At 46.1% G+C, this 13082-nt stretch carries 11 protein-coding genes; 5 read left to right on the forward strand and 6 right to left on the reverse strand.

The window, feature by feature from the left end:
* Window positions 1-23: 23 nt before the first annotated feature.
* The gene (locus HGH90_RS27035; protein WP_168767170.1) at window positions 24-2675 is read left to right on the forward strand and encodes a valine--tRNA ligase; all 2652 of its coding nucleotides are present in this window, start codon (window positions 24-26) and stop codon (window positions 2673-2675) included.
* Between the two features lie 59 nt (window positions 2676-2734).
* A complete protein-coding gene (locus HGH90_RS27040; protein WP_168767171.1) occupies window positions 2735-3214 on the forward strand; it encodes a hypothetical protein in 480 nt (159 codons plus the stop codon).
* A 1-nt stretch (window position 3215) separates the two neighbouring features.
* Here the strand turns inward: HGH90_RS27040 and HGH90_RS27045 are convergent, their stop codons facing one another.
* The 6 genes from HGH90_RS27045 to groES all read right to left on the reverse strand — a co-directional run bounded on the left by HGH90_RS27045 (window position 3216) and on the right by groES (window position 10897).
* Complete coding sequence (locus HGH90_RS27045) at window positions 3216-6014, reverse strand: hypothetical protein (protein ID WP_169192323.1); 2799 nt, start codon at window positions 6012-6014, stop codon at window positions 3216-3218.
* 154 nt (window positions 6015-6168) lie between these two features.
* Window positions 6169-7596 carry an L-serine ammonia-lyase gene (locus tag HGH90_RS27050; protein ID WP_169192324.1) on the reverse strand — a complete coding sequence of 476 codons (1428 nt, stop codon included), beginning with the start codon at window positions 7594-7596 and terminating at the stop codon, window positions 6169-6171.
* 170 nt (window positions 7597-7766) lie between these two features.
* Window positions 7767-8243 carry an FKBP-type peptidyl-prolyl cis-trans isomerase gene (locus HGH90_RS27055; protein WP_168767174.1) on the reverse strand — a complete coding sequence of 159 codons (477 nt, stop codon included), beginning with the start codon at window positions 8241-8243 and terminating at the stop codon, window positions 7767-7769.
* 65 nt (window positions 8244-8308) lie between these two features.
* Window positions 8309-8794: an FKBP-type peptidyl-prolyl cis-trans isomerase gene (locus tag HGH90_RS27060; protein WP_168767175.1), complete on the reverse strand. Its 486-nt coding sequence runs from the start codon at window positions 8792-8794 to the stop codon at window positions 8309-8311.
* A gap of 129 nt (window positions 8795-8923) precedes the next feature.
* Window positions 8924-10561 (reverse strand): chaperonin GroEL, encoded by a 1638-nt coding sequence (gene groL, locus HGH90_RS27065; protein ID WP_168767176.1) that lies wholly within the window; start codon window positions 10559-10561, stop codon window positions 8924-8926.
* A gap of 54 nt (window positions 10562-10615) precedes the next feature.
* Window positions 10616-10897, reverse strand: a complete 282-nt coding sequence (gene groES / locus HGH90_RS27070) for a co-chaperone GroES (RefSeq protein WP_079473337.1) — start codon at window positions 10895-10897, stop codon at window positions 10616-10618.
* 356 nt (window positions 10898-11253) lie between these two features.
* Here groES and nusB point away from each other — a divergent pair, with 356 nt between their 5' ends.
* Genes nusB through yajC form a run of 3 tightly spaced genes read left to right on the forward strand, consistent with a single transcriptional unit; the run spans window position 11254 to window position 13038 of the window.
* Window positions 11254-12183 carry a transcription antitermination factor NusB gene (gene nusB / locus HGH90_RS27075; protein ID WP_168767177.1) on the forward strand — a complete coding sequence of 310 codons (930 nt, stop codon included), beginning with the start codon at window positions 11254-11256 and terminating at the stop codon, window positions 12181-12183.
* 37 nt (window positions 12184-12220) lie between these two features.
* A complete protein-coding gene (locus HGH90_RS27080; RefSeq protein ID WP_145674869.1) occupies window positions 12221-12664 on the forward strand; it encodes a DUF1573 domain-containing protein in 444 nt (147 codons plus the stop codon).
* 29 nt (window positions 12665-12693) lie between these two features.
* Window positions 12694-13038, forward strand: coding sequence for a preprotein translocase subunit YajC (gene yajC, locus HGH90_RS27085; RefSeq protein WP_247680038.1), 345 nt, complete (start codon window positions 12694-12696; stop codon window positions 13036-13038).
* Window positions 13039-13082 lie beyond the last annotated feature (44 nt).

Here is a 13082-nt window from a genome sequence, read left to right on the forward strand (position 1 = left end):
TGCAACCTTATATTATGAATAGCATGGAACTCTCGAAAAATTACCTGCCGGCATCGGTGGAGGAAAAATGGTACCAACAATGGATGGACAAAGGCTATTTCCGCTCTAAACCGGATGGCCGTCAACCTTTTACTGTCGTCATCCCCCCTCCCAATGTGACCGGGGTATTGCATCTTGGCCATACGCTCAATGAAACCGTACAGGACATCCTGGTACGCCGTGCCCGTATGAGCGGATTCAATGCCTGCTGGGTACCAGGCTCCGATCACGCGTCCATTGCTACCGAAGCGAAAGTGGTAAATATGCTCAAGCAGGAAAAAGGAATTGAAAAATCCCAGCTCACCCGCGAAGAGTTTCTCAAACATGCCTTTGAATGGAAAGATAAATATGGTGATATCATCTACCACCAGATAAAAAAACTTGGCTGCAGCTGCGACTGGGACCGCGTTACCTTTACTATGGACGATCATTATTATAAAGCGGTGATCACCGTTTTTATTGATCTCTATAAGAAAGGAGTAATTTATCGTGGTGCACGTATGATCAACTGGGATCCAAAGGCCAAAACAGCATTGAGCGATGAGGAAGTCGAATACAAAGACATACAGGGTAAACTATATCATGTAAAGTATGCCATCACCGACGCTACAGGCACGCCTACCGGTGAGTACATTACCATCGCCACCCAACGCCCTGAAACCATTATGGGTGATACCGCCATCTGCGTAAACCCAGAGGATGAAAGGTATACACACCTGAAAGGTCACTTTGCTATTGTGCCGCTGGTAAACCGTCGCATACCGGTAATATTTGATACTTATGTAGATAAAGAATTTGGCACCGGTGCGCTGAAAGTAACGCCAGCACACGATATCAACGACTATAACCTGGGCCTTAAACATCACCTGGAAATTGTAGATACCCTGAACGATGACGGTACCCTCAGCGCTGCCGCTGTTGTTTTCGTAGGAGAAGACCGCTTCGTGGCCCGCAAGAAAGTTGTAACGGCCCTGGCCGAAGCTGGCCTGCTGGTAAAGGAACAGGAGTACACTACCCGCGTTGGCTACAGTCAGCGTAACCCTACCACAGTAGTAGAGCCCCGTATTTCCACCCAATGGTTTGTGAAAATGGCTGAAATGGCCAAACCAGCCCTGGACGCAGTGGTAAATGGCGATGTAAGAATACATCCCGGTGATCGCTTCCTGGCGACCTACAAATACTGGATGGAAAATGTAAAGGACTGGTGTATTTCCCGCCAGCTCTGGTGGGGACAACAAATACCCGCCTGGTACGCACCGGATGGCACTTTCGAAGTAGCTGCCACCGCTGCGGAAGCAGTCGCACAATTTGCCACCCGCAATATCACCATCAGCGCAGCAGAACTGAAACAAGATGAGGACTGCCTCGATACCTGGTTCAGCTCCTGGTTATGGCCTATGGAAGTATTTAATGGTATTTCCCAACCTGGCAACGAAGACATCAACTACTACTACCCTACCTCCGTACTCGTAACCGGTCAGGATATTATCTTCTTCTGGGTGGCCCGTATGATTATGGCCGGCCTGGAATATAAAGACGTGAAGCCTTTCAGCGATGTGTACTTTACAGGTATGGTACGCGACAAGCAAGGACGTAAGATGAGTAAACAGCTGGGTAACTCTCCCGATCTGCTGGAACTGATCCACTCCTTTGGCGCAGATGCCGTACGTTTTGGTATCATGATCTCCTCTCCTGCCGGCAACGACTTACTCTACGATGACGCCAGCTGCGAACAGGGACGTAACTTCTGTAATAAAATATGGAATGCCCTGAAGCTGGTGAAAATGTGGGAACAACGCCAGGAAGATGATGGCGCTGCCGAAGCTACCGCCAATAACTTCGCCGTGAAATGGTTTGAAAGCAGGCTGAATGAAGTACAGGCTGAAGTAGCCGCGCTGCATAAAGATTTCCGTCTCAGCGAAGGACTGAAAGCACTCTACATCCTTATCTGGGATGATTTCTGCAGCTGGTACCTGGAATGGGTGAAACCTGGTTTTGAGCAACCCATTGCCGCATCTGTATATCGTAAAACCGTATACTTCTTTGAGCAACTCATGCAGTTGTTACATCCATATATGCCGTTTATTACGGAAGAAATCTATCAGCTGTTAACGGAACGTGCCGCTGTTGATTCTTTGATGATAAAACAATTCACTACGCCAGAAGCTCCTGTACATGCTACCCTGCTGGAAGGAACACTGGCTAAGGAAATTATCACCGGCATCCGTGATGCACGTAATAAAAACCAGATTAAGCCGAAAGATCCGATCGTACTGCACGTAGAAACCAAACATGACAACACTTTCAAACAATTGGAAGGTATGCTCGCGAAACAGGTGAACGCCTCCGCCATCCACTACGTACAGGAACCGGTACCTGGCTGTATCACAGTGGTTATCGGGAAAGATAAATTCTACCTGGGCACTGAAACCGAGCTGGATACCACCACACAGAAAGCCACGCTGCTGAAAGACCTGGAATACCTGAAAGGATTCCTGGTATCTGTGGAGAAGAAGCTTTCCAACGAAGGTTTTGTACAGAAAGCGAAACCTGAAGCGGTAGAAGCAGAACGCAAGAAAAAAGCAGACGCCGAAGCAAAAATTTCTGTGATCGAGGAAAGTTTAAAATCCTTATAATTTTTATTATCGCCCGGTCGTTACTATACCGGGCGATTTTTTTATATCCCGGTACTATCATGCAAAAACACCTGTTACTTAGTTGCTTACTCACCGCTGTTGCCATGCCGGTATTTGCGCAAACTCATAAAAAAGTTCCTGCCGCTACCACTACCGCTGTCAGCAACAAAAGACCCATGAAACTGCGTAGCAGTTGGGGTATCTACCTGAGCGATACCCTGCCTAAAACGGAAGTAACCAAACTACTCGATTCTGCATTGGTAGTAAGAGATGAAAAAAATAACAAGTACCCGGTCATTTCCTTTGCTTTTACCTACGAAAAGCATGAGCCTTATCTGAATGATACTACCGGCCAACCGGCCATTTATAAAGATTTTACGGGAGATAATTTTAAATCACCATCCCTCACTCCGCTCTGGAGCAAAGGCCTGAAGGAATCTTTACAATCAGGCGATGTCTTATACTTCGATGAAATCATCATCAAATATGCGGAAGAAAAATACTACAAAGCGCCTTCCATCCGCATCAACGTTAAATAACTCAATAGTTAAATAATTGCTGGATCGGGATAATAAAATCCACGCGGTTCTGCGCATTGTCTACCGGGTCTTTATCGAACAGGTGGCTGAAGCGTACCCCGAATGTGAATGGCAGTGCATTGCCTAAACGTGTATCGAGAAACAATTCCGTACCTGCAGAGGTAAAGCGGGTATTGACATTCTGCTGGTAAAAATTAGCTACGCTATAATCATAAAACAAGTTGGCCCGGACACGGCTAAAGTAAAGTAACTGTGCAAAGCCCCAATCAGGATATGCCAGCGGCAGGTGATAATTTGCACCTAGCTTATAAATACGGGTATATAAAGGCGTATTATATCCCCTTGCATATACGAAATTGTCGGTGAAGGTGTAGTTGAACGACTTGTCCCTTTGCTGGAACGCTCCCTGTAATACCAGGTTATGGTTATGCCAGAGTCCCGGCAGGTACTGATCTAGCCGCCCATACAGTTGTTCTGCAAATAAGCCGGTCACAGAATGGTTGTACTGCAGGGCCAGGTATTGGCCAAAATGAGTAAAGATATTCTGGGCGCCCTTAATACGTTGATTACTGAAGGTAATTGAATTGGAGAGGAACTGTAAATCATTTCCCTTGTATTTGCTGTCCAGGTAACGGTGACGGATATTATAGTTACTGCCAAAAGACAAGCTGCGGCTATACATACCGGCGGATAAATTGAGTGGTATGCTGAAACCCATGTAGGCGGTGGCCTCATTCCAGTATACTCTCTGCCGGTTCTGATCAAGTCCGTTACGATTAATGGTATAGTCGGCGCCCAGGTACAGCACCGGGAACCAACCGGCAAAGGTAAATCCAGCGCCGATATTGGAGCTTTCTTCATTCCGGTTGTAGGTATATCCAATCGTGGTATTCGTGGTGCTTAATATATTTTCGCCGATAAGGGAGATACCATAATCCGGGTCATTGAAAGAGGGTACCCAGCTGTGGAAGTTAAACGGATGGGTAAACTGTGCATATTTCTTTACCGGCAGCGAATCCCGTGGCACGATCTCCAGGATGTTGCCACCTTCTTTGAACTCAGGATGCAGCCACACGCTTCGGCTTTCACCGGATACCTGTTTCCAGTTGTTTTCGTTCAGTGCAGCGTGGTATAATTTATATCCTTTAATGGTAAACTCACTGAAAACGAGGCTATCCCTGTTATGGTCAATAGCCAGGTGCATGGCGCTATTTCCCCGGTCGGTTACTTCATATATCTTCCGGTCTGATAACGTGATGGCATATACGTTATTCACATCTTTATATCCTGCCGTAAAATAAACGGTATCGGCTTTCACTACCGGGATACCCAGGGCGGTGTAGCTGAAAGGTGTCAGTACAGAACTTTCCCCGGTGGAAAGCGATTGCTGTACCAGCGCCATCTCCCCCTTGCTGTTACGTACTGCGCTGATCACCGCCTGGTCGCCAGCGGCGAAGCGCGGATAGGTATAATACCAGTTTTGCGGATTGGGCAGTTGCTTTTCTACTTTACCGGTTTGGGCATTAATCAGTTGTAAGCTGTATTGCATATTGGGCGAGGTAGCCGCTGCTATCACCAGCTGCCCGTTTTCGCTGATATCCGGAGAGAAGAACTTTCCCCTGCCGGAGATAGTTTTCGTTTGACCACTGACGTTATCCCAGATACGGATAACGGAGAAGTCTTTCCATCCCCAGCGGGCATCGAAGCGGGCGGCGGCCCATACAATGCGGCCATTGCGGTAGCTGAAAAAATCATCGTACCCGATGCCTGGCCTTACCAACAGGCGCTCCTGGCCAGCCGCATTTATCCGGTAAAATCCCGGTACTTTATTACGGGCATCTTTAAGTACTATCCATTCGTTGTTGCCGGCGGCATATACATATTTATAGTTCGTCACTGGTTTTGCCACGGGTAATATGCCGTTAGCCGCCGTGGTATCGGGGCGGGTGGCATAGTTATTCCACAGGGGCTGGTATTCTTTGAGCATGGCCCGGTAAAAGCCGGTAATATTATAGCCGGTACGTTTCTTCAGGCTATGTGACAGGGGGTAAAAAAGTCCCCGGAAGCGCACAGCGTCTGTAGTAGTTTCTTTCCAAAAAGTGGTGCCATAATGTTCGCGGCCATAGCTGGTCATCAGGTATCCCAATGGATAATGGTCCGGTACAAAATCGCGGTACGAGCCATTACGGATTTTCATATAGGCGTAATGTTTACCTGCCAGCGACAGTCCGCGGAAGCCATCGAAGAAGCCCGGGAGCCTTCCCCTGCCCTGTGGGGTGAGTGCAGTTTCCACCACTACGGCATCGCCTTCCCAGAACCAGTTGGGTACGGCAATGTTGGTAATAGCGGCTTGTCCCAGCTGGCCACCGAGAATAGAAAACACCTTAGATATGCCTTGGCGGAAATTCATGTTCTGTAGTACATGGCGGTACTCGTGTACCGACAGTTGTTCTTCCCAGTTCAGGGAGCCCAGGTCGAGGGAAGAAGGAGATGGCGTCAGGTAAAACTCAGATCGGAAGGGTCCGAGTTGGACATACCCATTGGATTGCATGGTTTGGTTCTGTAAAACGATGTTTACTTTCCTTTCCAGCGGCCCGATAGAGTTACGTGTATAGCGGTTGAGGTAATGTACGATATTGGCTACGCGCTCGCCCTGGGCAGTCATGCCTTTGGGGAAGATCACCCTGACGGTATCGTTGTTGATCTGTTGCCATTTAAGCGAAGGCGGATTTCCTCCGAATTGTTGTGCTGATAGAGAAAAGGAGAGGAAAATCAGCGTAATGGCAAGGATAGCACGCATAAAAAGTGATAAATTAAATTACGAATAACGGATCTAAACAGTTGTAATAATGTATAAACGAAAATATAGTTCTTTCCTTATATAACCACAAGCATTCGTTTATATCTCTGCTTATATCTGCCATTCGTAATTTATCATCGTTGGTTGTACTGGGTTAGCACTCTGGTAAACTGATAGGAATATTAACAGCCAGGCCTCCATCGGAGGTTTCCTTGTATTTGGAGTTCATATCCTGTGCGGTTTCCCACATTGTTTTTACTACGGCATCGAGGGATACCTTTGCCAGTTCGGGATTGCTTTGGAGGGCCAGCTGGGAAGCGGTGATCGCTTTAATAGCGCCCATGGTGTTTCTCTCGATGCAGGGCACCTGCACTAATCCACCGATTGGGTCACAGGTAAGTCCGAGATGGTGTTCCATGGCTATTTCTGCGGCCATCAACACCTGGCGTTGGGAGCCTCCCATGCATTCAGTGAGGGCGGCGGCGGCCATGGCAGATGAAACGCCGATTTCCGCCTGGCATCCGCCCATGGCGGCCGAAATAGTAGAGCGTTTTTTAAAGATGCTGCCTATTTCAGAGGCGGTAAGCAGGAATTGCTGGATTTTCTCTTCGTGGAAACCGTCGCAGAAAGCGATGAAATATTGGAGTACTGCTGGAATTACGCCTGCAGCGCCGTTGGTGGGAGCCGTTACAACCCGGCCAAAAGAGGCATTTTCTTCATTTACGGCCAGCGCAAAGCAGCTTACCCAGTCGAGCGTATAGCTGAAATGCTCTCCACCTGCGCGGATGGCGGTGATCCAGGAGCTATAGTCGCTGTAGGTACGTCCCTGTAACAGTTTTTTATTGAGCAAAGCAGCGCGGCGGGCTACTTTGAGGCCACCTGGTAAGTCGCCTCCAGTATGACATCCGCGGAAAGTACATTCCTGCATGACGCGCCAGATCTTGAGCAACCCCTCGCGGGTAGCTGCTTCTGAGCGCCAGGCCTGTTCATTTTCCATGACCAGTTCGGAAATGCTGTAACCTGTTTTGATACACCATTGCAGTAATTGGCGGGCCGTATCAATTGGAAATGGTAGGTCTACCTGTTCGGCGCTGCTGCCGGATTCGCCTTCCTGTACCACGAAGCCACCACCAATGGAGTACCAGGTAGAAGCAATTTGTTCCCCGTCCCGGAAAGTAACCAGGAAGGTCATGGCATTTGGGTGGAAGGGTAATGATTCTTCAAAAAGGAAGTCGATATCTTCTACAGGATCAAAGTCTATTTCATATTTACCGCCCAGCAACATTTTGCGGTGGCGGCGGATATCGTCCATTTTAGGGTTGATCTGGTTAACATCAAACGTTACGGGGTCATCTCCGGAGAGCCCCAGTTGTACGGCGATGTCGGTACCATGTCCATGGCCAGTTTTAGCGAGCGAGCCATATAATAATACCTGTACTTTACTGACAGTTGGTAATTTATGATCTTTTTCCAGTTCTGCCAGGAAGCGAAGCGCTGCTCTCCAGGGGCCCAGGGTATGTGAACTTGATGGGCCAACACCTATCTTAAAAATATCGAATACGGAAATACATTCGTGTGCCACTAGTTAATTGATTTATCTGTAAAATTAACGGAAAAAGAAGCAGAAAGCTTAAGGCAGAAAGCAAAAAGCTATTATGGAGAATGATTAAAGCGAATTTAAATACTCGCTAAGTTCTTCTCTATAATAGCTTTTTGCTTTTTGCTTTCTGCCTTAAGCTTTCTGCTTCTTCCTTATCTGTTTGTAAAATCTTTCAGCTTAATGTTGAAGATCAATACTGTGTTAGGCTGAATAGCCCCTTTGCCGCTTGGCCCGTAAGCATACCCGGAAGGCAGGAAGAGGTTTACTTCCCCGCCCTTTCCTACTTTAGGTACACCGACGGTCCAGCCCTGGATCACCTCATTTAAACCGAACTTGACGTTCTGATTGCTTTCGAAAGTAGTTTTATTGAGCAGGGTACCTACATAGTCTACTGTTACATAAGCCGCTGCATTGGGCTTGTCGGCTGTGCCCGGGGTGATTACCTGGTAAAAAATACCACCTGGTTCATGTTGGACATTGGGAATATTATTCGCAGCAATATAGGCAACGATTTTGGCAGAATCGATGTTATACTGTACTCCCCAGTCGTAAGGTGGCGTATTATCTTTTTTTGAACAGGCTACCAGCGCAAGCAGGAACAATCCTCCCAACAGAAAAACTTTCTTCATACAATTTCGGTTTCGATTATAAATAAATAAAGGTGACAAAATAACAAGTTTGCAATAAATGCTTTTTATCTGATACTTACTAATTCCAGGTCTGAAATCAATACCGCATTGGGGGGAATAATACCAGGGATGCCGATGGAGCCATAGGCCAGGGCGGGTGGGATATATAACCTGATTTTACCGCCAAGGGAAATTTTCTGAAGCCCTATCTGCCATCCGGGAATATGGTTTTTCAGTTCCCGGTGATCGAAGTCGGTCGGACCAAAAGAGGAACCTACTGTTTCGCCGGTAAGTAGCTGGTTGGTATAGATGACAGTAGCTATGGAGGTGGCCTTCACAAAGTGAACACTGTCCCCGGGTTGAAGAATCTGGTAGTACAGTCCGGATACATCCCGCTGGGCGGTGAGGTTATGTGAACTTAGATAATCCTGTATAACACTTTCGGCCCGGACGTCTGCCTGGGGCATTTGCGACATATTATCTTTTTTCAGGCAGCTTCCCATTGTTAGGAGGAGGCATGCACCTATCATAAGTTTTACAGCTGTATTCATCCGCTTCTATTTACTATCCAGTGTATTAAACGGCGATTTGTCGGAAAATGTTACAATCGCTGTGGCGGGAATAAAAAAACTCCTGCCAGGGCAAACCTGCAGGAGTTTTTTGTATAGTAATAATACAGATTAATAATCCATACCCATACCGTGGCCACCACCACCCATTGCAGGAGCAGCAGCTTTAGGTTCTGGTTTGTCTGCGATTACGCATTCGGTAGTCAGCAGCATAGCAGCGATAGAAGCAGCGTTTTCCAGTGCGATACGGCTTACTTTAGTAGGATCGATTACACCTGCAGCCAGTAAGTTTTCGTATTTCTCGGAACGGGCGTTGAAACCGTAGTCCCCTTTACCTTCTTTCACTTTCTGTACTACGATAGAACCTTCGATACCGGCGTTAGCGGTGATCTGACGTAATGGTTCTTCGATAGCGCGTTTAACGATAGAGATACCGGTTTGCTCGTCTTCGTTGTCGCCTTTCAGATTTTCCAGGGCTTCGATAGAGCGGATGTAAGCAACACCACCACCAGGTACGATACCTTCTTCAACAGCAGCGCGGGTAGCGTGTAATGCGTCATCAACGCGGTCTTTCTTTTCTTTCATTTCTACTTCAGTAGCGGCACCTACGTACAGTACAGCCACACCACCGCTTAATTTAGCGAGACGTTCCTGTAATTTTTCGCGATCGTAGTCAGAAGTAGTTACTTCGATCTGTGCTTTAATTTGTCCGATACGGCCCTGGATAGCGTCTTTTTCGCCTCTACCGCCTACGATAGTAGTGTTATCTTTATCGATAGTGATAGATTCTGCTTTACCGAGATAAGTCAGGTCAGCATTTTCCAGTTTGTAACCTTGTTCTTCGCTGATAACGATACCACCGGTGAGGGTAGCAATGTCCTGCAGCATATCTTTTCTTCTGTCGCCAAAGCCAGGAGCTTTAACAGCAGCAACTTTCAGGGTACCACGCAGTTTATTTACCACCAGGGTAGCCAGTGCTTCACCTTCCAGGTCTTCAGAGATGATTACCAATGGAGCGCCTTGCTGAGCTACTTTTTCCAGGATGTGCAGGATATCCTTCATGGTACTGATCTTCTTGTCGTAGATCAGGATGTAAGGGTTAGCCAGTTCAGCCTGCATTTTTTCGCTGTTGGTAATGAAGTAAGGAGACAGATAACCGCGATCGAATTGCATACCTTCTACTACTTCTACAGTAGTGTCGGTACCTTTTGCTTCTTCTACGGTGATTACGCCATCTTTGGTTACTTTCTGCATTGCCTGGGCAATCAGTTTACCGATTTCGCTATCATTGTTAGCGGAAATAGAAGCCACCTGTTCAATTTTCTGGGTGTCGTTACCAACACTTTCAGATTGTTTTTTCAGGTTATCCACGATTGCTTTTACAGCTTTGTCGATACCACGTTTCAGGTCCATTGGGTTAGCACCGGCAGCTACGTTTTTCAAACCTTCGCCGATGATAGCCTGTGCCAATACGGTAGCAGTGGTAGTACCATCACCTGCCAGATCAGCAGTTTTGGAGGCTACTTCTTTTACCATTTGCGCACCCATATTTTCGATAGCGTCTTCCAGTTCAATTTCTTTCGCAACAGTAACACCATCTTTAGTTACGCCGGGAGCACCGAATTTCTTTTCGATAACTACGTTACGACCTTTAGGTCCCAGGGTTACTTTAACGGCATCAGCCAGTACGTCCACGCCCTTCTTCATTTTGTTGCGGGCGTCTATATTGAAGAAAATTTGTTTTGCCATAATACTTTTTTGTAGATTTTTCTTTTAGGAATTAATGCATTATCCGGCTTTATCTTAAACGATAGCCAAGATATCGGATTCACGCATGATTAAGTAATCCTCGCCTTCGATAGGAAGCTCCTGACCAGAGTATTTACCGTACAGAACAGTATCGCCAACTTTCACAGTGATCGGCTCATCTTTTTTACCAGGACCGGCAGCCACTACAGTGCCTCTTACGGGTTTTTCTTTTGCAGTATCGGGGATAATGATACCACCAGCTGTTTTCTCTTCTGCCGCTGCAGGTTTCACAATTACCCTGTCAGCTAAAGGTTTAATACTTAATTGTTTAGCCATAGTAGTTTTTATTTAAAAAAGATGTTTAATTTTTTATGCTCTTCCCGTCCACGAGAATTGTGCCAAGGCGGATTTCGGGTCAAATTTACAGGTTAGTAGCACCGGGACTGGCGCGGATACTGACAAATCATGACAGGTTACCCGAAAAAATGACAGTATTACTCTTACAAAGCCGCCAAGTGGCAAAGAAACGAAGCATATAAGGCACATCGCCAGCGTCATCTCCTGTGAGAAAAACCAGGCAAACTCCGTTGTTGCTTACCTGCTTAACGCCTTTGCGGGCAAAATTCCTCCGGATGTCAAATATGAATTTTTTTCTCTAATTTTGCGCCCTTATACCAGTTCTTTTTTATACGATGATCAGTAGAAGAAACATCCGGGTAAAGGTGATGCAAACACTTTATGCCCTGGAAACGATGGAGCAAAGCAGCATTAAGCCAGGTACGGCTACCAGACTTTTGAATGAGAAGCTGGATCAAACCTGCCAGATCTTTACCTACATACTTAATTCAGTAGTACAGGTAGCGCAATATGCAGAAATTGATGCGGCTGCCCGTGCCTCCAAACACTTACCCTCTGCCGAGGACCTGCAGGTAAATACCAAAATAGCAGGAAATGAGTTTATTTTCCAGATAGTCAATGATAAGGGTTTCCAGGTCAACCTGGAGCAGTGGAAAATGAAGCTGCATACGGATGACGATCTGCTCAGAAAACTATACAACCAGTTAGTGGCTACCGATACCTACAAGGCTTATATCGCGGATAACAGTCGCACTAAAGCCGGAGAAAAGGAAATACTGGAGTTCATTTATAAAGAAATACTGGCAAAAAGTGAATTATTTGCCCAGCACATGGAAGATACCTTCCTCCACTGGGGTGATGACGAGGAAATGATGGGGATTCTGATAAATAACTATTTCAACAAGCCTCATCTTTTCAATTTCCTCCAACTGATCAGTAAAGAGAAACTGGATTATGGCCGGGAATTGCTACTGACAGTAATCGACAAAAAAGAGTACTGCCTGGAGCTGATCAAGCCTAAACTGCAAAACTGGGATTCTGAGCGTATTGCCGCGGTAGATATGTTGCTGATGGAAATGGGTGTATGTGAATTTCTCTATTTCCCGACTATTCCTACCAAGGTTACTATCAACGAATACATTGACCTGGCAAAAGCATACAGCACTCCGCAAAGTGGCCAGTTTATCAACGGTATTCTTGATAATATCCTGAAAGACCTGGAAAAAGAGCAGTTAGTGCAGAAACAGGACCGTCCCAAAAAGTAAGTGGGAAAAGTTATTTTTACCTAAAAATAGCAACACCATGAAAAGACTGTTCTGTTTACTCGCCTGTGGAAGCCTGCTGATAGCGGCTTGCAACAACAGCGCAAAAAACAATGCCAGCGCGACCGGAACCGCTGGTAGTGCGCAAAAAAATGAAGCTGGTCAATCCGCTGCCCTATCTTTTGAAGAAAAGGTACACAACTTTGGAGAGATTGTGCAAGGTGAAAAAGTAGAGTATTCCTTTAAATTCACGAATACAGGCACCAGCCCATTGCTCATTGAAGATGCTATTTCCAGCTGCGGATGCACCGTACCGGAATGGCCCAAAGAACCGATCAAACCAGGCCAATCGGGCTATATGAAAGTCATTTTCGACAGTCACGGTAAATCTGGTTATACGGAGAAAGAAATCTCTGTTAAAATCAATAATAATGATGGCTATGTACTAGGTCCTAAAATTCAGTGTAATATTATTACCAAGTAGCCCAGATTAAACTATTAAATCAATTATAGATGAACATCCTGAACATTTCTTTAATGGCACCTCAGGCAGGAGCCCAAGGTGGAGGTAGCTCCATGATTTCGTTCCTGTTTTTTGGTGGTATGATTCTCGTTATGTGGCTCTTCATGATTCGCCCACAGACTAAGAAAGCCAAACTGCAGAAACAATTTATTGATAATCTGAAGGAAGGAGATAAAATCGTTACTATTGCCGGTATACACGGAAAAGTGAAGAAAATTAACGATAACAACACCATATTAATGGAAGTTAGTCCAGGAACCAATTTCGTTATCGAACGTTCTGCCATCAGCATGGAATATACTTCAGCTCAGCAAAAAGCGGCTGATACCAAGTAAGACATTACGGATTTATCCATATTATTACGGAGTTGCAGTAGATA

This window comes from Chitinophaga sp. Ak27, assembly GCF_012726295.1.
Taxonomy (GTDB): domain Bacteria; phylum Bacteroidota; class Bacteroidia; order Chitinophagales; family Chitinophagaceae; genus Chitinophaga.

Coding starts and splice junctions, on each gene's coding strand:
- groL (WP_168767176.1), bottom strand. CDS start 10,561: ATGGCAAAACAAATTTTCTTCAATATAGACGCCCGCAACAAAATGAAG.
- HGH90_RS27040 (WP_168767171.1), top strand. CDS start 2,735: ATGCAAAAACACCTGTTACTTAGTTGCTTACTCACCGCTGTTGCCATG.
- HGH90_RS27035 (WP_168767170.1), top strand. CDS start 24: ATGGAACTCTCGAAAAATTACCTGCCGGCATCGGTGGAGGAAAAATGG.
- nusB (WP_168767177.1), top strand. CDS start 11,254: ATGATCAGTAGAAGAAACATCCGGGTAAAGGTGATGCAAACACTTTAT.
- HGH90_RS27080 (WP_145674869.1), top strand. CDS start 12,221: ATGAAAAGACTGTTCTGTTTACTCGCCTGTGGAAGCCTGCTGATAGCG.
- yajC (WP_247680038.1), top strand. CDS start 12,694: ATGAACATCCTGAACATTTCTTTAATGGCACCTCAGGCAGGAGCCCAA.
- HGH90_RS27060 (WP_168767175.1), bottom strand. CDS start 8,794: ATGAATACAGCTGTAAAACTTATGATAGGTGCATGCCTCCTCCTAACA.
- HGH90_RS27045 (WP_169192323.1), bottom strand. CDS start 6,014: ATGCGTGCTATCCTTGCCATTACGCTGATTTTCCTCTCCTTTTCTCTA.
- HGH90_RS27055 (WP_168767174.1), bottom strand. CDS start 8,243: ATGAAGAAAGTTTTTCTGTTGGGAGGATTGTTCCTGCTTGCGCTGGTA.
- groES (WP_079473337.1), bottom strand. CDS start 10,897: ATGGCTAAACAATTAAGTATTAAACCTTTAGCTGACAGGGTAATTGTG.